The 22,902-nt window shown below is 70.1% G+C and carries 21 protein-coding genes; 13 read left to right on the top strand and 8 right to left on the bottom strand.

Features of this window, described 5'->3' with window-relative positions:
- The first annotated feature begins 2 nt into the window (after positions 1–2).
- From hisG to hisIE, 7 genes are read left to right on the top strand one after another with little or no spacing between them, the layout of a single operon-like run.
- Complete coding sequence (gene hisG, locus Q8Q71_RS01255) at positions 3–884, top strand: ATP phosphoribosyltransferase (RefSeq protein ID WP_305757831.1); 882 nt, start codon at positions 3–5, stop codon at positions 882–884.
- Positions 884–2,188: a histidinol dehydrogenase gene (gene hisD / locus Q8Q71_RS01250; protein ID WP_305757830.1), complete on the top strand. Its 1,305-nt coding sequence runs from the start codon at positions 884–886 to the stop codon at positions 2,186–2,188. The genes hisG and hisD overlap by 1 nt, the downstream gene beginning before the upstream one ends.
- On the top strand, positions 2,185–3,624 hold the full coding sequence (hisB, locus tag Q8Q71_RS01245) for an imidazoleglycerol-phosphate dehydratase HisB (RefSeq protein WP_305757829.1): 1,440 nt from the start codon (positions 2,185–2,187) through the stop codon (positions 3,622–3,624). The genes hisD and hisB overlap by 4 nt, the downstream gene beginning before the upstream one ends.
- On the top strand, positions 3,621–4,223 hold the full coding sequence (gene hisH / locus Q8Q71_RS01240) for an imidazole glycerol phosphate synthase subunit HisH (protein ID WP_305757828.1): 603 nt from the start codon (positions 3,621–3,623) through the stop codon (positions 4,221–4,223). Before hisB ends, hisH begins: the two co-directional genes overlap by 4 nt.
- Entirely contained in the window at positions 4,220–4,954 is a 735-nt protein-coding gene (locus Q8Q71_RS01235) for a 1-(5-phosphoribosyl)-5-[(5-phosphoribosylamino)methylideneamino] imidazole-4-carboxamide isomerase (RefSeq protein WP_305757827.1), read from the top strand. Before hisH ends, Q8Q71_RS01235 begins: the two co-directional genes overlap by 4 nt.
- A complete protein-coding gene (gene hisF / locus Q8Q71_RS01230; RefSeq protein WP_305757826.1) occupies positions 4,951–5,718 on the top strand; it encodes an imidazole glycerol phosphate synthase subunit HisF in 768 nt (255 codons plus the stop codon). The genes Q8Q71_RS01235 and hisF overlap by 4 nt, the downstream gene beginning before the upstream one ends.
- Positions 5,715–6,335, top strand: coding sequence for a bifunctional phosphoribosyl-AMP cyclohydrolase/phosphoribosyl-ATP diphosphatase HisIE (gene hisIE / locus Q8Q71_RS01225; protein WP_305757825.1), 621 nt, complete (start codon positions 5,715–5,717; stop codon positions 6,333–6,335). The genes hisF and hisIE overlap by 4 nt, the downstream gene beginning before the upstream one ends.
- A gap of 4 nt (positions 6,336–6,339) precedes the next feature.
- Here the strand turns inward: hisIE and cysC are convergent, their stop codons facing one another.
- From cysC to gcvA, 4 genes are all read right to left on the bottom strand, one after another.
- Complete coding sequence (cysC, locus tag Q8Q71_RS01220; RefSeq protein WP_305757824.1) at positions 6,340–8,214, bottom strand: adenylyl-sulfate kinase; 1,875 nt, start codon at positions 8,212–8,214, stop codon at positions 6,340–6,342.
- The gene (gene cysD / locus Q8Q71_RS01215; RefSeq protein ID WP_305757823.1) at positions 8,214–9,179 is read right to left on the bottom strand and encodes a sulfate adenylyltransferase subunit CysD; all 966 of its coding nucleotides are present in this window, start codon (positions 9,177–9,179) and stop codon (positions 8,214–8,216) included. Before cysD ends, cysC begins: the two co-directional genes overlap by 1 nt.
- Before the next feature lie 92 nt (positions 9,180–9,271).
- Positions 9,272–10,093: a ferredoxin--NADP reductase gene (locus tag Q8Q71_RS01210; RefSeq protein ID WP_305757822.1), complete on the bottom strand. Its 822-nt coding sequence runs from the start codon at positions 10,091–10,093 to the stop codon at positions 9,272–9,274.
- Positions 10,094–10,192: 99 nt separating this feature from the next.
- Complete coding sequence (gene gcvA / locus Q8Q71_RS01205; RefSeq protein ID WP_305757821.1) at positions 10,193–11,122, bottom strand: transcriptional regulator GcvA; 930 nt, start codon at positions 11,120–11,122, stop codon at positions 10,193–10,195.
- Positions 11,123–11,235: 113 nt separating this feature from the next.
- Here gcvA and cysG point away from each other — a divergent pair, with 113 nt between their 5' ends.
- Genes cysG through Q8Q71_RS01175 form a run of 6 tightly spaced genes read left to right on the top strand, consistent with a single transcriptional unit; the run spans position 11,236 to position 17,423 of the window.
- On the top strand, positions 11,236–12,597 hold the full coding sequence (cysG, locus tag Q8Q71_RS01200) for a siroheme synthase CysG (protein WP_305757820.1): 1,362 nt from the start codon (positions 11,236–11,238) through the stop codon (positions 12,595–12,597).
- Positions 12,594–12,863: a DUF2849 domain-containing protein gene (locus Q8Q71_RS01195; protein WP_305757819.1), complete on the top strand. Its 270-nt coding sequence runs from the start codon at positions 12,594–12,596 to the stop codon at positions 12,861–12,863. Before cysG ends, Q8Q71_RS01195 begins: the two co-directional genes overlap by 4 nt.
- Entirely contained in the window at positions 12,864–14,531 is a 1,668-nt protein-coding gene (locus Q8Q71_RS01190; protein ID WP_305757818.1) for a nitrite/sulfite reductase, read from the top strand.
- Positions 14,518–15,591: a phosphoadenylyl-sulfate reductase gene (locus Q8Q71_RS01185; RefSeq protein WP_305757817.1), complete on the top strand. Its 1,074-nt coding sequence runs from the start codon at positions 14,518–14,520 to the stop codon at positions 15,589–15,591. Before Q8Q71_RS01190 ends, Q8Q71_RS01185 begins: the two co-directional genes overlap by 14 nt.
- A 35-nt stretch (positions 15,592–15,626) precedes the next feature.
- Positions 15,627–16,646 carry a cysteine synthase A gene (locus tag Q8Q71_RS01180; RefSeq protein WP_305757816.1) on the top strand — a complete coding sequence of 340 codons (1,020 nt, stop codon included), beginning with the start codon at positions 15,627–15,629 and terminating at the stop codon, positions 16,644–16,646.
- On the top strand, positions 16,647–17,423 hold the full coding sequence (locus Q8Q71_RS01175) for a sulfite exporter TauE/SafE family protein (protein WP_305757815.1): 777 nt from the start codon (positions 16,647–16,649) through the stop codon (positions 17,421–17,423).
- A gap of 51 nt (positions 17,424–17,474) precedes the next feature.
- On the opposite strand, the gene Q8Q71_RS01170 is transcribed toward Q8Q71_RS01175, so the two are convergent.
- From Q8Q71_RS01170 to Q8Q71_RS01155, 4 genes are all read right to left on the bottom strand, one after another.
- A complete protein-coding gene (locus tag Q8Q71_RS01170) occupies positions 17,475–18,689 on the bottom strand; it encodes an MFS transporter (protein ID WP_305757814.1) in 1,215 nt (404 codons plus the stop codon).
- Positions 18,686–19,732 (bottom strand): LacI family DNA-binding transcriptional regulator, encoded by a 1,047-nt coding sequence (locus tag Q8Q71_RS01165; RefSeq protein WP_305757813.1) that lies wholly within the window; start codon positions 19,730–19,732, stop codon positions 18,686–18,688. The genes Q8Q71_RS01170 and Q8Q71_RS01165 overlap by 4 nt, the downstream gene beginning before the upstream one ends.
- Positions 19,733–19,804: 72 nt before the next feature.
- Complete coding sequence (locus Q8Q71_RS01160) at positions 19,805–21,343, bottom strand: tryptophan halogenase family protein (protein WP_305757812.1); 1,539 nt, start codon at positions 21,341–21,343, stop codon at positions 19,805–19,807.
- Between the two features lie 8 nt (positions 21,344–21,351).
- Positions 21,352–22,869, bottom strand: coding sequence for a tryptophan halogenase family protein (locus Q8Q71_RS01155; protein ID WP_305757869.1), 1,518 nt, complete (start codon positions 22,867–22,869; stop codon positions 21,352–21,354).
- Positions 22,870–22,902 lie beyond the last annotated feature (33 nt).

Below are 22,902 nucleotides of genomic sequence, written 5' to 3'. Positions count from 1 at the left end.
TCATGAGCACTGTCCAGGGGCGGCTTCGCATAGCCGTTCAGAAATCCGGCCGCCTGGCCGACCGCAGCCTCGACCTCGTCCGCGACGCGGGTCTGCGCGTGGTCAAGGGAAACAACGACCTCCTGTACCGGGTCGAGAACTATCCCATCGACCTGCTGCGGGTGCGCGACGATGACATCCCGACCTTCGTCGCCGACGGCGTCTGCGACCTCGGCATTGTCGGCGAGAACGTGCTGGAGGAGGTGCGAAACGGCGGCCCGGTGGCGGAGGTGCTGATGCCGCTCGGCTTCGGCCGCTGCACCCTGAAGATCGCCGTGCCGCCGGCGCTCGACTACGCCGGCCCCGCCTCGCTGGCCGGCCTGCGCATCGCCACCTCCTATCCGAAGATCCTGCGCCGCTTCCTCGACGCCCAAGGGGTCGCCGCTGACATTGTCGTCATGCGCGGCGCGGTCGAGGTCGCGCCCCGGCTCAAACTGGCCTCGGCCATCTGCGACCTGGTCTCGACCGGCGCGACGCTCGAGGCCAACGGCCTGGCGCCGAAGGAGACGGTGCTGGATAGCCAAGCCGTCCTGATCCGCTCGCCGGTCGCGCCGGAGCACGGCCTGCAGCACCTGCTCGACAGCATCATCGAGCGGATGGCCGGCGTGGTGTCCTCGCAGGGGGCCAAATACGTCATGCTCAACGCGCCCCGGTCGGCCCTCGACCGGATCACCGCCATCCTCCCCGGCGCGGGCGCCCCGACCGTCATGCCGCTGGCCGGGCGCGACGACGCCGTGGCGGTGCACGCCGTCTGCCAGGAGGCGGTCTTCTGGGAGACGCTGGAACGGCTCAAGGCCGCCGGCGCCTCGGCCATCCTCGTCCTCCCCATCGAGAAGATGATGTGATGCGCCGTATCGACTGGAGCACGCTCGACATCGCCGGGCGGATCGAGGCCCTGGCCCGTCCGGGTCGCCGCACCGAGGCCCGCGTGGGCGATACGGTGCGCGAGATCATGGATGACGTCCGCACGCGCGGCGGCGCGGCCGTGGCCGACTGGAGCCTGAAGCTGGACGGCGCCGCGCCGCGCCGGTTGGCGCTGACGCCGGATCGCGTCGCCGCCGCCCGCGACGCCCTGCGCCCCGCCGACACCCGCGCCATCCGCATGGCCGCCGAGAACATCCGCATCTTCCACGAGGCGACCCGGCCCGAAGACACGCCCGACGTCGAGATCGTTCCCGGCGTCCGCTCGCGTCTGGTCTGGCGGCCGCTGCGATCGGCGGGCCTCTATGTCCCCGGCGGCACGGCGCCCCTGTTCTCCTCCCTGCTGATGCTGGCCCTCCCCGCCATCGTGGCCGGGGTGGGGCGCCGCATCGCCGTGACCCCGCCATCGGCCTCGGGCGAGCCGCACCCGGCCATGATCTTCGCCGCCGCCGAGGCGGGACTCGACGCCCTGTGGCTGATCGGCGGGGCCCAGGCCATCGCCGTCCTGACCTTCGGAGCCGAACTGGACGACGGCGTCATCGAGCCCTGCGACAAGCTGTTCGGGCCGGGAAACGCCTGGGTCGCCGAGGCGAAGAAGCAGGCCGCCGCCCTGCCGGGCGGTCCCGCCGTCGACATGCCCGCCGGACCGTCCGAGCTGCTGGTCATCGCCGACCGCGACGCCAATCCCGAAATCGCCGCCGCCGACCTGCTCGGCCAGGCCGAGCATGACGCCGACGCCCAGGTCATTCTCGTCTCCGAGAGCCGCGCCAATATCGACGCCATCCTCGCCGAGGTGGAGCGCCAGTTGCAGTCCCTGCCCCGCGCCGACATCGCCCGCGCCTCGCTGGTCGGGGGCCGGGCCATCCGCGTCCGCGACATGGCCGAGGCCTGCGAGGTCGCCAATCTGTACGCCCCCGAACACCTCGCCCTGCAGACCGTGGACGCCGAGACCCTCCTCGACCGTATCACCGCCGCCGGCGCCGTCTTCGTCGGCGCCTTCGCGGCCGAAACCCTGGGCGACTACGCCGCCGGCCCCAGCCACGTCCTGCCCACCGACGGCGCCGCCCGCACCCTGGGCGGCGTCGCGACCGCCAGCTTCATGACCTCGATGTCGGTCCAGGCCGCTTCCGAAGCCGGGTCCCGGGAGCTCGCGCCGGTCGCCGCGCGCCTCGCCCGCCTCGAAGGGCTGGAGGCCCATGCCCGCGCCGCCGACCTGAGGGCCCGATGATCACCAACCTTCCCGCCCCCTTCCCTCCCCTGGTTTCCGGCGGCGAGGGCCTCGACCGCTATCCGGCCGAGCCGCGGGCCCTGGCCGCCCGCATGGGCGACCTCTACGGCGTCCCCGCGGAACAAGTCCTGCCGGTGCGCGGCCTGACCCATGGGCTGGAATTGATCTTCCGCCTCGCCGCCCGCGATGGACTGACCGTCCAGGCCCCCGACGCCGAGCCGTATCGCGCGCTCGCCGCCCTTTACCCGCGGCCCGCCGTGGACGCCGGCGCCGGGGCGGTGATCCTGCGCGCGCTCGGCTCCCCCGAGGCAGTGGCCGAGATGGCGGCGCGCGTCGCCCCGGCCCTTCTCGTCATAGACGAGGGCCTTGCCGAGTTCACCGACGCCCTTTCGGCCGCGACGGTCATCGGTGCCCACGCCAATCTGGTCGTACTTCGCAGCCTGTCGCTGGCTTACGGTCTTGCCGGCGCCCGCGTCGGGGCCGCCCTCGCCCGGCCCGAAGCCCTGGCCCGTCTCGCCGGTGCGATGGAGCCCTACGCCCTGCCGGAAATTTCGATCCGGCTGGCCCTGCAGGCGCTCGATCCATCCCGTCTGATGGAAACCCGGCAGCGGATCGCCGTCGTCCGCGCCGAGCGGCAGCGGGTCGCCGGGGCCTTGGCGCGGGCCATGGTCGTCGAGCCCGGAGTCGGCCCCGTCATCGTGACCCGCCCCACCGATCCGGACGCCGTTCTCGCCGCCCTGGCCCGCTATGGCGTTCCGGCCGAGCGCGCCGAAGACCGCCTGCGCCTGCCCGTCTCCGTCCACGCCGAGATCAACGACCGCCTGCTCTCCGCACTCGAACTGGCGCCGGCTCCGGCGCGCGCGCACCGGATCGGCCAGTCCGTCCGTGACACCAGGGAGACCCGCATTGTCTGCACCGTCGACCTCGACGCGGCCGACCCGGTCTCCATCGCCACCGGCGTCGGCTTCTTCGACCACATGCTGGAGCAGGTGGCGGCCCACGGCGGCTTCTCCCTGCGGCTGGCCTGCGAGGGCGACCTGCATACCGATCCGCACCACACCGTCGAGGACTCGGCCATCGCCCTGGGCCGGGCCCTGAAACAGGCGCTCGGCGCACGCCGCGGCATCGCCCGCTACGGTTTCGTCCTGCCCATGGACGAGGCCAGGGCCTCGGTCTCCATCGACCTGTCCGGCCGACCCTATCCGGTGTTCGAGGGAGCCTTCGCGACACCCTTCATCGGCAATTACCGCACCGACCTGACCGCCCACGTGTTCCGGTCGCTGGCCGAGCACCTCGGCGCCGCCATCCATGTCTCGGTCACCGGCGACGACGACCACCACAAGACCGAGGCCGTCTACAAGGCCTTCGGCCGCGCCCTGCGTCAGGCCATCCGCGTGGAGAGCGACGTCGTGCCCAGCACCAAGGGGATGCTGTGAGCCCCGTCACGGTCCTGTCCTACGGCGCGGGTAATGTCGCCTCGGTCCAGTTCGCCCTGGAGCGGCTCGGCGCTGTCGTCCGCCTGACGGCCGACCCCGCGGAAATCGCGAGCGCTGAACGCCTGATCCTGCCGGGCGTCGGCGCGGCCGGCTACGCCATGGCCCGGCTCGCGGCTCACGGTCTGATCGAGCCGATCCGCGCCTTTCCCCGCCCCCTGCTCGGCATCTGCCTTGGCCAGCAGCTGCTGTTCGAGACCAGCGAGGAGGATGGAGGCGTCGCCCTGCTCGGTCTCATCCACGGAATGGTCCGGAGGCTGGAGCCTGCCCCTGATCGTCCTGTGCCGCACATGGGCTGGTCGCGGCTCTCGCTCAACCGCGCCGACCCCTTGCTGGAAGGAGTGGACGAGGCCGCGTACGCCTATTTCACGCACAGCTATGCCTGCCCCGACGGCGAAGCGACCCTGGCCCGGGCCGACTACGGCGGCCCGGTCCCGGCCGTGGTTCGCAGAGGCAATCGCTGGGGCTGCCAGTTCCATCCGGAACGGTCCGCGGTGGTCGGGGCCCGCATCCTCGGCAACTTCCTGGACCTGCCCGCATGATCGTCTACCCGGCCATCGACCTGAGAGGCGGCGTCTGCGTGCGACTGATGCATGGCCGCTTCGACGCCGTGACCCGCTATGACGACGATCCCGCCGCCCGCCTCGCCGCCTTCGCGGCCGCCGGCGCCGACTGGGCCCATATCGTCGACCTCGACGGCGCCGAAGCGGGACGCGCAATGCAGCACGCCCTCATCGGCGAACTCGCGGCCTCCACCAACGTCAGCATCCAGTCCGGCGGGGGCGTCCGCTCGACCGACGACGTGCAGCGCCTGCTCGACGCCGGCGTGGGCCGGGTCGTCGTGGGCTCCCTCGTTGTCTCCGATCCCGGCAGGGTCGCCGGCTGGCTCGAGCGCTTCGGCCCCGACCGCCTGACCCTAGCCATCGACGTGCGCGCCGATGGGGACCGCTACGTGCCCGCGCTCAGGGGATGGACCGAGGCCGCCTCCGTCGATCTGTGGGCCGCGCTCGACCGCTATCCGTCCGGCGCGGCGAAACACCTTCTGGTCACCGACGTGGGCCGCGACGGGGCGCTCGCCGGTCCCAACCTCGACCTGCTGGCGGAAATCCGCCAGCGCCGCCCTGACCTTTGGCTGCAGGCCTCCGGCGGGGTCGCCGAGCTCACGGACCTGACCGCCGCCCGCTCGGTCGGCGCGACCGGCGCCATTGTCGGCCGCGCCCTCTACGAGGGCCGCTTCACCCTTGAACAGGCGCTGGAGGCCGTCCGCTCATGACCGCCCGACGCATCATTCCCTGCCTCGACGTCAGGGACGGCCGCGTGGTCAAGGGCGTCCGCTTCGAAGGCCACATCGACATGGGCGACGCGGCCGACCTCGCCGCCCGCTACCGCGACCAGGGCGCCGACGAGCTGGTCTTCTACGACATCACCGCGTCTCCCGAGGGTCGCACCCTGGACTATGGCTGGGTGCGCGACATCGCCCGTCTCCTCGACATCCCCTTCGCCGTCGCCGGCGGCATTCGTTCCGTGGAGCAGGCCGCCCGCTGCCTCGATCACGGCGCCGACAAGGTGTCGGTCAACTCCCCCGCCCTCGAACGCCCGGAACTGATCGCCGAACTGGCCGACCGTTTCGGCGCCCAGTGCGTGGTCGTCGGGGTCGATTCGAAGCGCGGCGAGAGCGACTGGTTCGTCCACCAGTATACCGGTGACCCCACGGCGAGCCGCGGCGCCGGCCGGCGCACCCTCGACTGGATCGTCGAGGCCCAGGCGCTGGGCGCGGGCGAGATCGTGCTCAACTGCATGGATGAGGACGGCGTCCGCCGTGGCTACGATATCGCCCAGCTCGCCGCCGCCCGGGCGCGTCTGACCATTCCGCTGGTCGCATCGGGCGGGGCCGGGGAAGCCGCGCATTTCCGCGATGTATTCCAGCAGGCCGGCGTATCCGGCGCTCTCGCCGCCAGCGTCTTCCACACGGGGTCGCTGGCCATTCCGGACCTGAAGGCGTTTCTGGATGAGGCAGGCATAGAGGTGCGTCCGTGATCGATCCCTCCACCCTCGATTTCGACAAGGCCGGCGGCCTGATCCCCGCCGTCGTCCAGGACGCGGCCACCCTGCAGGTGCTGATCCTGGCCTGGATGGACCGCGCCGCGCTCGACGAGACCATCGCTTCCGGCGAGGCCACCTTCTTTTCCCGCTCGCGCGGCGGTCGCTGGCGCAAGGGCGAGACCTCCGGCGACCGGCTGCAGGTCGTCTCGATCATCCCGGACTGTGACGCCGACGCCCTCGTGCTCAAGGTCCGCCCGGTCGGGAACGCCTGCCACCTCAACCGCGTCAGCTGCTTCGGCGAGGAGGACGCGCCCGGTCTCGGACGCCTCGCCCGACTCGAGAGCACCATCGCCGAACGCGCCTCGGCCGACCCCGCCGGAAGCTGGACGGCGCGACTTCTGGCCGACGGGACGAAGCGTGTCGCGCAGAAGGTCGGCGAAGAGGGGGTCGAGACCGCGCTGGCCGGCGTCGCCGGGACGGACGAGGAACTGGCGTCAGAGGCCGCGGACCTGATCTACCACCTTCTTGTTCTGCTTCATGCGCGCGGTCTGGGCCTGGCGACCGTTCTCGCGGTTCTGGATCAGCGATCGCGACGTCTTCCCGCGGCTTGAGACTTCAGCCGGCCGGAATCCATCGGCGGTTTTCGAGCAAGGCGATGATTCGGTCGGCCGCCGCCTCGGGGCTGAGCGCGAGCGTATCGAGAACCAGGTCCGGACTGGGCGGCGGTTCATAGGACGAGCCCACGCCAGTCAGGTCGGCGATGACGCCCGCGTCGGCCCGGGCGTACAGGCCCTTGGGGTCGCGCGCCCGGCAGGCGTCCAGGGGCGCGTCGACGAAGACCTCGAGGAAGCCGTTCGGGGGAAGCCGGTCCCGAACGGCCTGACGCGCCGCGACGCTGGGCGAAACGAAGGCGCAGACACTGATCACGCCGCCCTCGACGAACAGGCGCGCCACCTCGCCGGCACGGCGGACGTTCTCCGCCCGGTCCTCCGGCGAGAAGCCGAGATCCCGGTTCAGGCCGTGGCGCAGATTGTCGCCGTCCAGCAGGACGGTCCGGGTATCCCGCGCATGGAGTTTGCGCTCCAGGGCCGTGGCTATGGTCGACTTGCCCGAGCCGGGCAGGCCCGTGAGCCAGATCGCGCCGCCTTCATGACCGTTCAGGCGGGACCGGTCTCGCCGCGAGACGGCCTCGGCGGTCGGATAGATGTGCCCGGCCTGACCGAGCGCCGCGCGCGCGACGCCTGCCGCGGCCACGACGCCGGTCTCCCGGTCGATCAGGATGAAGCCGCCCATGGGGGGGTCGTCCGCGAACGAATCGAACGCGATGGGCGACGGGAGCGTCAGCTCGGCGGCGGCGATCTGGTTCAGATCCATTCCCGCCGCGGCGCCCGCTTCGGCCCCGGCCAGCATCACCCTGACCGGCGAAGTCCGACCGCCGATCCGGATCCTGTAGGCGCGGTCAGGGGCGAAGGGCCGGTCGTCCATCCACAGCAGGCTGGCCGAGAACCGGTCAACGGACGCCGGCCGGGCGTGGGGCAAGGCCAGAACGTCGCCGCGCGCGACGTCGACCTCCTCCTTGAGCACCAGCGTCACGGCGTCGCCCGCCTCGGCCGAAGTCCGGTCGCCTTCCCAGGTCACGATGCGCGAGACGGTCGCCGCCTTGCCGGACGGGCTGACCACGATCTGGTCGCCGGCGCGGACGCGTCCCGACGCCACCGTTCCCGCGTAGCCCCGGAAGGCGTGATCCGGCCGATTGACGTACTGCACGAGAAAGCGAAACGGCCGCGACAGGCGGCCGTCCTCGACGGGCAGCCCTTCGAGCGCCTCAATCAGGGTCGGCCCCTCGAACCAGGACAACCGCGGGGTGTTCCGGACGACGTTGTCGCCATCACGGGCGCTGATCGGCACGGCCGTGACCGACCGGAAGGCGAGACCGGCCGAGAAGGCGGCGTAGTCCGAAGCGATGGCGTCGAAAGCCCGGCGAGGGTCCTCGACCAGGTCGATCTTGTTGACGGCCAGGATGACCTGCCGGATGCCGAACAGGGAGACGATGCGACTGTGCCGTTCGGTCTGGGCTGTGACGCCCCGGGTCGCATCGACCAGGATGACGGCCGCGTCGCACCCGGATGCACCCGTCGCCATATTGCGGGTGTACTGCTCATGCCCCGGGGTGTCGGCGACGATGAAATTGCGGCGGGCGGTCGAAAAGTAGCGCCAGGCGACGTCGATGGTGATGCCCTGTTCGCGCTCGGCCTCGAGACCGTCCAGCAACAGGGCGAAATCCAGCTGGTCTCCCGCCGTGCCGAAGCGGCGGCTGTCGCGCGCGAGTGCGGCGAGCTGGTCGTCCGCGACCTGCCCGGTGTCATGAAGCAGGCGGCCGATAAGGGTGGATTTGCCGTCATCGACCGAACCGCAGGTCAGGAACCGCAGGTGATCGCGCACGATGGGATCGGGGCCCGGTCGGGACAGATTCACGACTTCGCCGTCCATCAGAAATAGCCTTCGCGCTTCTTGCGCTCCATCGAGGCGGTCTCGTCCGCATCGATCAGTCGGCCCTGGCGCTCGGAGACGCGGCTCGACCGTAGTTCCGCGATGACGGAGTCGATGTCAGCGGCCCCGGATTCGACCGCCGCCGAGAGCGGGTAGCAGCCGAGCGAGCGGAAACGCACGCGGCGCAGCTGCGGAACCTCGCCCGCCCGCAGCGGCAGTCTTTCGTCGTCACGCACGATCAGGGCGCCGTCGCGCTCGATCACGGGGCGAGGTGCGGAAAAGTAGAGCGGGACCACGGGAATGGCCTCGCTTCGCGTGTATTCCCAGATATCGAGCTCGGTCCAGTTCGACAGCGGGAAGACCCGCAGGGACTCGCCGGGCTGGAGGGCTGAGTTCCACAGCTTCCACAGTTCCGGCTTCTGGCGGCGGGGGTCCCAGGTGTGTCCAGGACCGCGAACCGAGAATATCCGCTCCTTGGCCCGGCTCTTCTCCTCGTCGCGCCGGGCCCCGCCGAAGGCCACGTCGAAGCCGTGCGTGTCCAGCGCCTGCTTGAGCGCGTCCGTCTTCATGACCTGGGTGTGCAGCGAGGACCCCGAGACGACGGGACTGACGCCGCGCTTCAGGCCGTCCTGATTGACGTGGACCAGCAGGCGGACGCCGTAGGTGTCGGCGACTGTGTCCCGATGCCGGATCATGTCGCGGAACTTCCAGGTCGTATCGACGTGGAGCAGCGGGAACGGCGGCGTGGCCGGATAGAAGGCCTTGGCGGCGAGATGCAGCAGCACCCCCGAGTCCTTGCCGATCGAGTACAGCATGACCGGGTTGCGCGCCGTGGCGGCGACCTCGCGGAAGATCTCGATAGCTTCGGCTTCCAGCCGTCGAAGATGCGGCGACAGCCGTGCGATCGGCGCCAGGGGCGCCGGCGGCGTGCCGGTTGGACGGACGAGCGGTGCGGCCAGGGTCATGAAAGCCTCGTGAACATCCCCCCTCAAACCCCACCCATGCGACCACGGTCGAACGATTTGATCTGGGCGAGGTCGATAGTTTTTCTGATGGTTCAGCCGACGAAGGCCCGCTCCAGCACATAGTCGCCCGGAGCGGCGTTCGACCCTTCGGTGAGGCCCGCCTGCTCCAGCAGGGCCGCCACATCCCGGATCATGGCCGTCGAGCCGCACAGCATGACGCGGTCGGCCGCCGGATCGAACCCGGAGCCGAGGCCCAGATCGGAGAACAGCGCGCCGTCGGCGATCCGGCTCGTGATCCGCCCCGGCCGCTCAAACGGCTCGCGCGTAACGGTCGGATAGTAGAACAGCCGCCCCAGCGCGAGGTCGCCGATCAGAGGGTCGTCCAGAATGTCGCGCGTCAGGAAGTTGCGATAGGCCAGGTCCCGCACCTCCCGAACGGTATGGGTCACGACGATCCGGTCGAACCGCTCCCAGGTTTCCGGATCCCGCAGTACGCTCAGCCAAGGCGCCAGGCCGGTGCCGCTGGCGACCAGGAACAACCGCCGGCCCGGGGTCAGGGCGTCCAGCACCAGGGTGCCTGTCGGCTTGCGGCCCAGCAGAATCCTGTCTCCCGCGGCCAGTCGTCCGAGCCGCGAGGTTAGCGGGCCGTCGGGGACCTGGATGGAGAAGAACTCCAGCTCGTCCGCCCAGTTCGGACTGGCGATCGAATAGGCCCGGAGCGTGGGCTTGCCCGCGCCGTCCTCGGCTGGAAGACCGAGCATCACGAATTCGCCGGAGCGGAACCGGAAGCTCTCGGGCCGTTCGACAGCGAAGCTGAACAGGCGGTCGGTCCAGCGCCGGGTCCACAGGATGCTGGGCTCGTGCCAGGCGGAAGCCGCGACCGGGAGACGGTCGGGCGCAAGGGTTTCGGTCATGGCGATCCTCAAGGCGGGGCCTCGCCATAGGAGACGGCGCCGCCAGAGGGCGAACGACTTCTTCTGCCGCCGTGGGGCAGAAAAACTGCGAGCGGTCCCCTAGAGTTGGTCCAGACCGGTCTCGTGGAACGCCGCCTGCTTCCTCAACCAGTCGGTGAAAGCCTTGGCGCTCGGGGACAGCGGCCGGTCCTTGGGATGCACCACGTGATAGGCGAAACCGACGACCGCGCCGCCGTCGTGGAAGGGCGCGACCAGGCGTCCCGCCGCCAGATCCGCCTGGGCCAGGGTGCGCTTGGCCAGGGCGACGCCGCGGCCGGCGACGGCCGCCTCGATCAGCATGGCGGACTGGTTGAAGCGGGAGCCCCGTCGGGCGTCGGCATGGCGGACGCCGCGCGCCATCAGCCACATCGGCCAGTCCGGCCGGCCGGGGTCCCCATCTCCCGACATGTCGTGCAGCAGCACGTGGTGGACCAGGTCCCCGGGCGAACGGATCGCATTCGGTCCCTCCATCAGCGCCGGCGCGCAGACGGGAAGGACGCTTTCGATCAGCAATCGCTCCGACACATGGCCGGGGTAGTGTCCCGGGCCATAGCGGATCGCCAGGTCGATCTGGCCCTGATCGAAGGCGACCGGCGCCATGTCCGCCGACACCCAGACCTCGATCTCGGGGTGTTGTGTGTGGAAGTCGTCCATGCGGGGCATCAGCCATTTGGACGCGAAGGACGGCGCGACGCTGATCGAGACCTGGCGCCGGCGCGGCGGCTCCCGCATCAGGGCCGAGGCGTCGCGCAGCCGGTCCAGACCCTCGGCCACCAGCGGCGCCGCCGAGCGGCCCAGATCGCTCAACTGCAGACCCTTGGCTTCCCGCTTGAACAGCGGCGCGCGAATGATGTCCTCGAGCTGCCGGATCTGCTGGCTAACGGCGCCGGGGGTGACCGCCAGTTCTTCCGCCGCCCGGGAAAAGCTCAGATGCCGCGCGGCGCTTTCGAAGACGCGCAGGGCGTTCAGGGGCAGCAGGGTCCGGGCCATGCTTGATAGAAATCCTAATAAGCGGGCAAAGACAATCTCGTTTGTTGGTCCTGGCCGCCGAACGTAGGGCTGGGAACGGAAGTCCGGCCGTCAGAGCGCCGGGAAGTGATCCGATGCGCGTCTTTCTCGCCTCCATTCCCTTGCCGGGAGCCTTGATCGTCCTGGTCGGCGCCGGCGACGCCGCCGCCGCCAAGGCGCGGCTGTTCGACGGGTCCGGAGCCAGGCTGCAGTGGTTCGCCGGCCCGGAAGCCGGAACGGACGACGCATGGATCCCGCGCTGGCCGGATGCGGAGGATATCGCCGGCGCCAGGCTGGTCTTCATCGCCGTCGCCGACCCGGCTCAATCGGCCGCCCTCGCCGATCTGGCGCGCGCGTCGGGCGCCCAGGTCAACGTCGTGGATCAGCCCGGATTGAGCGATTTCCATACGCCCGCCCTGATCGACCGGGGCGGGGTGGTGGTCGGGATCGCCACGGGCGGCGCGGCGCCGGTCCTGGCCCGCGAGGTTCGCGCCCGCGTCGAAGCCGCCTTGCCCCAAGGGCTGGATCGTCTGGCCCGTCTCGCCGAGGGCTTGCGCGAGACGGTCATGGCGACCCTGCCGGACTTCATGGCGCGCCGCCGGTTCTGGGAGGCCGCCTTCCGCGGCGCGCCACGGGACCTGGCTCTCGACGGCCGAACGGCCGAGGCGCGCCGGGAGATGCTGCGCCTGCTGAATCGCCCTGAACGCGAGCAAGGCGTCGTGCATCTGGTCGGCGCCGGCCCGGGCGATCCCGAACTGCTCACGCTGAAGGCGCTGCGCGCCCTGCAGGACGCCGACGTCGTCATTCATGATCGTCTGGCGCCGGTCGCCGTTCTCGACCGCGCGCGGCGCGATGCGCGCCGGATCTATGTGGGCAAGCGGAGAGGAGAGCATTCCGTTCCGCAGGAGGAAATCGCGGCGCTGATGGTCGCCGAGGCGAAGGCGGGGCATCGCGTGGTGCGACTGAAGGGCGGCGATCCGTTCGTGTTCGGCCGCGGCGGCGAGGAACTGGAGGCCGTGCGCGCCGCCGGGATCGACGTCATCGTCGTTCCCGGCATCACCGCCGCCCTCGGATGCGCGGCAGTCGCGGGCATTCCGCTGACGCACCGTGATCAGGCCCAAGCCGTCAGCTTCGTGACCGCCGAGACCCGACCCGGCGGCGTCGGACCTGACTGGGCCGCGCTCGCGGCCCCCAACCATACGCTGGCGGTCTACATGGGGGTGGCCGGCGCGACCGCGGTGCAGGCCGGTCTGCTCAAGGCTGGTCGGGCTCCCGGCACGCCGGTCGCGGTGATCGAGAACGGATCCCGTCCCGATCAGCGCGTCGTGACCGGACGACTCGACGGTCTGGCCCGGCTGGTAGCCCGCGAGAAGGTTGTCAGCCCTGCGCTGCTGATCGTCGGCGAGGTGGCGGCGTGGGCCCGGTCGCAGGCGGTGGCCAGGGAGGTCGCGGCATGAAAATCGTGACGGCGAACCGCCTCTCCGACGGCCGGGTGATCTACGCCGACCCGTCGGGGAATCCCGTCGAAGCTCTCGACCGGGCCGGCCGGTTCGACGGCGAGGCCGCCGACGCCGCCCTGTCGCGAGCGGCCCGCGACCCGGCCATCTTCGTCAATCCGTATCTCGTCGAGGTCGAGGAGGGTCGCCCGTCGGGCCGCGACCGCTTCAAGGAGCTGATCCGGTCCCAAGGTCCCACCGTGGGCCATAGCCTGGGGCATCCCTGAATGTACCGGTACGACGAATTCGATATGACCGTGGTTCGCGAGCGGATCGAGGAATTCCGGGACCAGGTCTCGCGCCGGGTGTCGGGAAGCCTGACCGAGGACGAGTTCAAGCCGTTGCGGCTGATGAACGGCGTCTATCTGCAACTGCACGCCTACATGCTGCGCGTCGCGGTGCCCTATGGAACCATGAGCAGCCGTCAGCTGCGCCGCCTCGCCCACGTCGCCCGGGTCTACGACAAGGGCTACGGCCATTTCACGACCCGCACCAACATCCAGTACAATTGGCCGGCGCTCAGCGACGTTCCGGCGATCCTGTCGGAACTCGCCGAGGTCGAGATGCACGCCATCCAGACCTCCGGGAATTGCATCCGAAATGTCACCACCGACGTCTTCGCCGGCTGCGCGGACGACGAGATCGAGGACCCCCGGCCATGGTGCGAAATCCTGCGCCAGTGGTCGACCATCCATCCCGAATTCTCCTTCCTGCCGCGCAAATTCAAGATCGCGGTGATCGCGGCTCCGAAGGACAGGGCCGCCATGCGCACGCACGACGTCGGCCTTCAGCTGGTGCGGGGCGAGGACGGCGGGACGGCCTTCCGCGTCTTCGTCGGCGGCGGCCAGGGACGGATCCCGCACATCGCGCAGGAGATCGCGCCGGCGGTGCCGGGGCGGGATCTCCTGGCCTATCTCACCGCCATCCTGCGCGCCTGGAACCTGCTGGGTCGCCGCGACAACATCCACAAGGCCCGGATCAAGATCCTGGTGGCCTCGCTCGGCATCGACGCCTTCCGCGAGGAGGTCGAGCGGCATTTCGCCACCCTGCGACGCGAGGATCTGCGGGTGCCTGACGAAGAAGTCGCCCGCATCCGCGCCTATTTCGCACCGCCGCCGTTCGCGGATCTGCCGCGGACCAGCGGAGCGTTCGACCGGGCGTCGCTGGCGGACCCCGACTTCGCCCGTTTCGCGCGCAACAATATCCGGCGCCATCGCCAGCCGGGCTATGCGACCGTCATCGTCTCGCTGAAACCCGTCGGCGGCGTTCCGGGCGACATCACGGCGGGCCAGATGGAGCTGGTCGCCGACCTGGCGGAGCGCTTTTCCTTCGACGAGGTGCGGGCGGCCTATGAACAGAATCTGGTCCTGCCCCATGTCCGGCTGGACGACACGCCGGAGATCTGGCGGCGGCTGGCCGAGGCCGGTCTGGCGACCCCGAACGCGGATCTGGTCACCGACATCGTCGCCTGCCCCGGCCTGGATTACTGCAGCCTGGCCAACGCCCGGTCGATCCCGGTCGCCCAGGCCCTGTCGAAGCGACTGGCCGACCTCGACTATCAGGAACGGCTGGGCCCGATCCGGGTGAACATGAGCGGCTGCATCAACGCCTGCGGCCACCACCACGTCGGCCACATCGGCGTGCTCGGCGTCGACCGGAAGGGCGAGGAATACTACCAGATCACCGTCGGCGGCTCGGCGGATGAAACCGCCGCCCTGGGCGAAATCGTGGGCCGGAGCCTCGCCGCCGACGAGGTGGCGCCGGCGGTCGGACGGGCGCTGGATCGCTATCTGGAGGTCCGACGCGAGGGCGAAACCTTCCTCGACGCGGTTCGCCGCCTGGGCGCCGATCCGTTCCGGGACGCCATCTATGGGGCGGTCGATGCAGTGGCTTGATAGAGCGCCCGACGGCGTGCGGTTGCCCGTAACAACCTTGTTGGCGGAGGTCGAGGCGGCGGCGCGGGGCGCGGAGGTTCTCGTTCTGGAGTTCGACGCCTTCCGCGACGGTCGGGGCTTCTCCCTTGCCGCTGTCCTGCGCGAGCGCGGCTATCGCGGGCGGCTGATCGCGGATGGGCGCCTCATTCCGGATCAGGCCCGTCACCTGCGCCGCTCCGGTTTTGACGGCGTGGTTCTGGGCGAGGGTTCGGACGTCGACGCGTGGAGGCGGATGGACGCCGCGTTCAGCGCGACCTACCAGGCGGTGGAAGACAATGCGGTCCCGATCTGGCGGCGCCGGGGACTCGCACGACGGAAGCCCGAGGCGCTCGTCGAAAGGCTCAACCGCGAAACACTCGGCGGCGACGCGGAGGATATTCTCCGGGCGGCGCTTGATCCTTCCCTCGGATTGAAGCCGGCGGTCCTGTCGTCGTTCGGCGCGGAAGCGGCGGTGTTGCTGTCGCTGGTCGCGCGGATCGCCCCGTCCACCCCGGTGGTCTTCCTCGATACCGGCATGCATTTCCTGCAGACCCTGGCCTATCGGAAGGCGCTGTCCGAACGACTGGGCCTGACCGATATCCGGCTGGTGACGCCCGCTGCGAAGGAACGGGCCGATCTCGATCCCCGTGACGAGCTGTGGCGCGCCGATCCCGACGCCTGCTGCGACCTTCGCAAGGTGAAACCGCTCGCGCGGGCGCTGGTCGGCCTGGACGCCCTGATCACCGGCCGCAAGAGGCATCAGACCGCCGAACGCGCCAGCCTTCAGCCCTTCGAACTCTTCGAAGACCGGGTCAGGATCAATCCCCTGCACGACTGGTCGGAAGAGCGGCTCAATGACTGGTTCGACGCCGGGGATCTGCCGAGACACCCGCTCAGCGAGCAGGGCTACCGGTCGATCGGTTGCTGGCCCTGTACCCGGGCCGTCGAGGCGGGCGAAGAGTCCCGTCTCGGCCGCTGGTCGGGCGCCGCCAAGACCGAATGCGGTATACATCTGGGTCGCCGCGCGCTCGCCATCGGCTGACTTCCCCGGTTCTCCGCTTTTCCAGAGATAAGATTTTGACGTCTCGACGTTCCGTCATCGACCTGATCGGTCAGACTCCGCTTCTCCGGTTGAACCGGCTGTCGGATGCGACAGGGTGCGAAATCCTCGGCAAGGCGGAGTTCCTGAACCCCGGCCAGTCGATCAAGGACCGCGCCGCCCTGTCCATCGTCCAGCGAGCGCGGGCGTCCGGCGAACTGCGTCCCGGCGGGACCATCGTCGAAGGCACCGCCGGCAACACCGGGATCGGTCTGAGCCTGGTCGGGGCCGCGCTCGGCCATCCGGCCGTCATCGTCATGCCGCGCACCCAGTCCGAGGAGAAGAAGCTGGCCTTGCGGGCGCTCGGGGCCCGGCTGGTCGAGGTGGACGCGGCGCCCTTCTCCAGCCCCGGCCATTTTGTCCATCACTCGGCGCGTCTGGCGCGCGAACTGGACGCCGAACTCCCGAACGGCGCCTTCTGGGCCAACCAGTTCGACAACGTCTCCAACCGGCTCGCCCACTACGAAGGAACCGGCCCGGAGATATGGGCGCAGACCCAGGGCCGCATCGACGGCTTCGTCAGCGTCGTCGGGTCCGGCGGCACCCTGGCGGGGGTGGGAAGCTTCCTGAAGGAACGGAATCCGGCAATCCAGGTCGCCCTCGCCGACCCGGCCGGCGCCTCGCTGTACAGCTGGTTCACCCGTGGCGAGATGAAGTCCGAGGGCTCCTCGATCACAGAGGGCATCGGCGTGGGCCGGATCACCGGCAATCTCGAGGGCTTCACGCCAGACCACGCGTTCCGGATCGAGGACGCGGAGTTTCTGCCGGTCATCTTCGATCTGGTCCAGGAGGAAGGCCTTTCCCTGGGCGGATCGAGCGGCGTCAACCTGGTCGGCGCCGCGCGGCTCGCCCGCGAGCTTGGCCCCGGCAAGACCATCGTCACCCTGCTGTGCGACCCGGGCATCCGCTATGCCTCGCGGCTGTTCAATGTGGAATATCTGTCGGCGCGCGGTCTGCCGACGCCGGACTGGCTGACGCCCGGTCGGGCGATCGCCTGAATGCAGGATTTCCTGCTGTTCGCGGCCGTCGGTTTCGCCGCCCAGATCGTCGACGGGGCGCTCGGCATGGCGTTCGGCGTGATCTCCTCGACCCTGCTGCTCAGCCTGGGCACGCCGCCGGCCGTCGCCTCGGCCAGCGTCCATGCGGCCAAGGTGTTCACCGGAACGGCATCGGGCCTGTCCCATCTCACCCACGGCAACGTCCGCTGGTCCTTGTTCTGGCCGCTGGCCCTCGGAGGCGTGATCGGCGGCGTGGTCGGCGGCGTCTTCCTGACATCGGTGGATGGCGACCAGATCAAGCCCTGGGTGCTGGGATGGCTCGCACTGATGGGAGTGATCATCCTTGTCAGATCGACCCGGGAAATCCGGCTTCGCCATGTGCCGATCAGGGGCGCCGCGCCGCTTGGCCTGGTGGGCGGCTTTCTCGACGCACTGGGCGGCGGAGGCTGGGGGCCGACCGTGACGACGACCCTGGTCAGCGCCGGCGAACCGCCACGTCAGGCCGTCGGCACGGGTAACGCCGCCGAGGCCGTCGTCGCGGCGGCCGTTTCGACCACCTTCATCGTCGCCCTCGCCACGGGTCATTGGCGGGACCTTGAAGACCTGAGGCAGTACGGAACCTCGGTCGCGGGCTTGGTCACCGGGGGGGTCATCGCCGCGCCGCTGGCCGCCCGCATCGCCCGGGTCCTGCCCGTACAGCCCTTTTCCTGGCTGATCGGCGTCCTGATCCTGCTGCTCGCGGCCATCCAGCTGGTGGGACCTCTGCTCGGCCGTTGACCCGCGCCGGGTTGCGGCCCCGGACGTGAAGCCGCTTCGACGGGCGGTCCGCTATCGCTCCCGCACAACGCTCATAAGCACCGCCGCCAGGACGGCCAGGCCCGCAAGGAGCAACATCAAGGGGCGAAACCCGCCCGCTCCAACGGTCGCATAGGCCAGACCGGGCCCGAGGATCGCCGGCAGGGTGTTGGTCAGATTGAGTACGCCCAGATCCCGCCCCCGGTGCTCGGGCGATGGCAGAAGCTGCATCGCATAGGTCGACTGCAGCGCCAGGAAGATGGCGCTGCTGGTCGCGAACAGGCCGTAGCCCCAGGCCGCGACGCCCCAGTCGGGAAAGAGCGCCATCAGAACCAGGCCGACGGCCGAGGCCAGGGCCGCGCCCTGCAGGAAAGGCTTGCGCGCCCGGACCAGGTCGGACCAGCGGCCCAGCAGGATCGACAACGGGACCGTCACGGCCGCGACGACGCCGCTCAGCCACGCCACCCGAACCGCCATGCGGTCGGCGTCGAGCCGTTCTCCGGCGACTTCCACGGTCTCGAAATAGTAGAGGAGATAGGCGAACAGGATGGCGCCGGCGATCTGGACCAGCAGTCGCGCGCCCCAGATTGCGGCGAGATCACGCGCCCGTCCGGCCCGAACGGCGGTCGTGTGGGCTGCGGGCGGGGTCGCCGCCGCCCGATCACGGAAGATCAGCAGAAACGGCGTGATCAGGATGGCTGCGATGGCGACCGTCACCGCCAGTCGCGCTTCGGGGGACGACGCCGACATGACCACGACTCCGCTGAGCGCGCCCAGCGGATAGGCGGCGCCCATCAGCCCGCCCAGCAGCCCCTTCTGCGCGTCCGGCGCCTCGTCGGCGGCCAACGCCGCCAAGGGCGCGAGCATCAGGTTGAGCCCCGCCTGGAACATGGCGACGGCGGCGAGAATTCCGAGGAGGGTGTCCGCCATGCCGACCAGGGCATAGGCCATGGCGGTGGCGGCGAGGCCCGCGACGACCCAGGGGCGCCGGCCTCCCGGGCCGCGGCTGAATCGGTCGCTGAGGGCGCCGGCGGCGATATTGGCGATACTGGCGGTCACCGCCCCGGCGAGGACGGCCAGGGACAGGCCGCCGACCTTGTCCTCGAGCCCGAGCGCGGCGATACGCAGGGGCAGGAGCAGCGTCAGCAGCGGCGTATAGGCAACCACCCCGCCTCCCCAGGCGAGGGCGTACAGCAGCAACCAGGCGGGCGGTCGACGAGGTTCGCCCGAACCGGCGGCGGCGGTCACCAGCGCGGCCGTGCGGTCGAACCTCGAACGGCGAAGCCGAATGGGGTCACCATCTGTTCCGGTAGATCCGCCGCCTTGGACTTGGCGCGGATCAGGAGGTCGGCCGCCGCCGCGGTCATGGCGGCGATCGGCTGGACGACGGCGGTCAGCGGCGGGTGGCTGAAACGCACGATCGGCGTGTCGTCGAAGCTGACGATCGAGAGATCGTCGGGCACTGACAGGCCCGACGCCTTGGCGATGGCGAGCGTCGCCAGCGCCATCTGGTCATTGCTGGCCACGATGCCGGTGGGCGGCTGCGCCAGGGCCAGCATTTGCCGGGCGGCGATCTCGCCGGAGCCATAGGTGAAGTCGCCGCTCCCGATGAGGGCCTCGTCGATCTCGAGGCCACGGGATGTCAGCGCAAGGCGATAGCCGGCGAGGCGCGCCGCGCTCAACGCGTATTCGTCGCTTCCGGTGATGAAGCCGACCCGGCGATGGCCGAGGTCCAGCAGATGGCCGGTCGCCGCCTCCGCCGCCCCGGCGTCGTTCATCGAGATGGCGAAGCCCGGCCCCGGCGTCTCGGACCCGATCCGGGCGAAAGGCAGCCCCTGCCGGACCAGCAACCCGGTGATCAGCGGGTTGTCGGAGTGCGGCGGCGTCAGGATCACCCCGTCGGGATGCAGGGCCGACAGGGCCGCCTGAACCTCTCGCTCGACCTGGGACGAATGGGTGTCGATGAGCTCGAAAATCATCCGGTAGCCGGACTCGGCGCACCTCAGCATGCCGCCCAGCAGCATCTGGTCGACCCAGTCCGTCCCCTCCCCCGACCGCCAGGCGTCTATGGTCCGGTCGCGGTCGTTCAAGGCCATCAGCAGATAGGAGCGCGAACCGCCCATGCGTTGGGCGGCGATGCTCGGGACGTAGCCCAGCCTGGCGATCGCGGCGTGGACTCGCGCCTGCACCTGCGGCCGCACGTTCGGGGCGTTGTTGATGACGCGCGAAACGGTCTGCAGCGACACCCCGGCCTCGGCGGCCACATGCTTGATGGTGACGGCGCGGCGCAACGGTTCAGCCCCCGACCCTTACGGTCCCCGGCATTGTGTCAGGCTTGACCGTCCCCCGGCAAGCGACCGGCCTCATGCCGACAAGGCCGTCGGTGCGGGCCGCTCGGCGGCGCAATGGGCGGCGAGGAACTCGGCATGCGTCGGCAGTCGGGCCGCCAGCTGGGCCAGCCCCTCCCGCGCGGCCTCCAGTTCCGCCGGAACGCGCGCGAACGGGATTCGGTCCACCAGCGGATGCCAGCTGCGGGGAACCACGCCCATGCCGTCCAGGATCGATTGCCAATTCACGTCGCGGAACAGCTCGTCGAGGCCCTCCGCCAGCGAGCCGTTGACCTTGAACAGGTCGATCCTGCGTTGCAGCGAGGGCGGCAGCTCCATGGTCTGGCATTCCCGCCAGAAGGCCGTGTCGTCACGCCGGGTGGTGCAATAGTGCAGGATGACGAAGTCGCGGATCTCCTCATAGTCCGCGGTCATCCGCCGATTGTACTCGTCGATCAGATTCTGGTCGCAGTCGGCGTCGGGCAGATAGCGGAAGAAGAAGTCCATGCCGCGATAGATCAGGTGGATCGCGGTGGATTCGAGGGGTTCGATGAAGCCCCCGGCGAGGCCGAGCGACAGCACGTTCCGGCTCCAGATCTGTTTGCGCATCCCCGTCCTGAACGGCACCACCATCGGCGCGGCGACCGGCTCGCCCTCGACCTGGGCCATCAGGACAGCCGTGGCCTCGTCGTCGCTCAGGTGGCGGCTCGAGAAGACGTGACCGTTGCCGGTCCGGTGCTGCAGGGGGATGCGCCAGCGCCAGCCGTGATCCTGGGCGTGCACCAGGGTGTATGGCGCCGGAGGGCCGACGTTTTCGGTCTGGACCGCGATGGCGCGGTCGCACAACAGCCAGTGCGACCAGTCCTCGTGCTCGACGCCCAGCGCCTTGCCGATCAGCAGGGCGCGGAATCCCGAGCAGTCGATGAAGAAATCCGCCTCGACCGAGCGGCCGTCCTTCAGCTGCAGCCGCTCCACAAAGCCGTCCGGCCGTGTCACCACCGCGTCGACCATGCCCTCGGTGCGCTTGACCCCGCGCGCCTCGGCATAGGTGCGCAGGTAGCGGGCCACCCTGGTGGCGTCCACGTGCAGGGCGTAGCTGGCGCCGGCGATCGGCGTGTTCGGGACCTTGAACGGCAGGGTGAACCGGCCCTCGCGCGCCATGACGCTGGCCGGAGCGAAGTCCTGCAGCCCGGCGGCGTAGCCGTGCCGTTTCGCCTTCAGCCACACCTGGTAGAAGTCGCTGAGCCCGACCGGCGCGCCGATGCCGCCGAAAGGATGGAAATAGCGCTCGCCCTTTTCGGACCAGTCGCGGAACTCGATGCCCAGCTTGAAGCTGGCCCCGACCTCCCGGACGAATTCCTGCTCGTTGATTCCGAGCTTGGCGAGCAGTTGCAGGAAGGGCGGCACGGTGGACTCGCCGACGCCGATCGTGCCGATGGCGTCGGATTCGACCAGTTCGATGTCGAACAGCTTGCCCTTGAAATGCTCTGCCATCACGGCCGCCGCGATCCAGCCGGCCGTGCCGCCGCCGACGATGCACAGCTTTCGCAACGGACGGCGGGCGGCCGGGTCCATGGGTGGGTTCATGCGGCGACCGGAGGCTGGAGGGAAGACAGGAATTCGGCGTGGGCGGGGGCGCGGGCCACGGCGTCGGCGACCGCCTGGCGCATCGCGGCGAGACTGCGGGACAGCTGGTCCGGGTCGAGGGCGCCGACGGCCGGGTCGTAGCCGTCCGGCCAGACTCCGAAGCCGGCGTATATCGCCAGCCAGCTGGCCGGGTGGAACATCTCCCAGCGGTAGCGGACGAACTCTCCGCGCGCCTTCCACAGGTCGAGCTTGCGCTGCAACGTCTCCGGAATGGCGGCCTCGCGACAGTCACGCCAGAACGGCTCATCGCGACCGTTCAGCTTGTAGTGCAGGATCACGAAGTCCCGGGTCCGTTCCATCTCGCGGGCCGTCTGGTCATTGAACTCGTCGAGGACCGGCGTCGCGAACCCGCGATCCGGGAATAGACTTTTCAGCCGGTCGATCGCGGTCTCGATCAGGGCGATGGAGGTGCTCTCCAGCGGTTCGAGGAAACCCGACGACAGGCCTATCGAGACGCAGTTCTTCACCCAGGCGCGGCGGCGGCGGCCGGGACGGAAGCCGATGCGTCGGGGCTCCGTCAGCGGACGTCCCATCAGGTTCGGCGTCAGGTCCGCGAGGGCCTGCTCGTCGGTGACATGGCGGCTGGAGAAGACGATGCCGTTGCCGGCGCGATGGCGCAGCGGGATGCCCCACTGCCAGCCGGACGGCCGGGCCGTCACCCGCGTGAAGGGCGGCGGCTCGTCGCCCGGGGCGTTCTCGCTCTGCACCGCGAAGGCGGCGTCGCAGAACAGCCACCGGGACCAGTCCTCATACGGCTCGGCCAGCGCCTCGCCGATGAGGAGGGCGCGAAAGCCCGAGCAGTCGATGAACAGGTCAGCCTCGATCCGCCGGTCGTCGTCCAGCACGAGGCCCTTGATGAAGCCGTCCTCGGGCCGCAGGTCCACGCCCTGGATGCATGCGTCGATCCGCGTGCATCCGCCGGCCTCGGCATAGGCGCGCAAATGCTGGGCGAAGGCCGTGGCGTCCAGGTGCAGGGCCCAGTCGAACACCGACAGGCTGGAAGGGGGATGCGGCGACGGCGTGACGAATCGTCCGGCTTTCGCCAGGGAGGCTCCTAGGGAATAGGCGCTGATCGGGGCGGTCTCGCCCCGCTCGCGATCGGCGAGCCAGAAGTGATGGAAGCCGATCCCCTTCAGGTCCTGGCCGTAGAGGCCGAACGGATGGATGAAATCCGAGCCGGGTTCCGACCAGTCGCAGAAGCGGATCCCGAGCTTGCAGGTGGCGCCGGTCGCCCGCATCACCTCCGCGTCGCTCAGCCCCAACCGGGCGTAGAAGCGGCGGATCGTCGGGATGGTGGCTTCGCCGACGCCGATGGTCCCGATCCCGGAGGACTCCACCACCGTGATCCTGAGCGGGGTTCCGCGGAAATGCTGGACGAGGGCCGCCGCCGTCATCCAGCCGGCGGTGCCGCCGCCGACGATGATCACGCTTCGGATGCGGGAATCCGGGTCCATCAGGGAAGGTTGCACCCAAAAGGCCGTCTGAAA

The organism is Brevundimonas sp. (assembly GCF_030704825.1).
Lineage (GTDB): Bacteria > Pseudomonadota > Alphaproteobacteria > Caulobacterales > Caulobacteraceae > Brevundimonas.
This window is presented reverse-complemented; position numbering and strand designations above follow the sequence as displayed.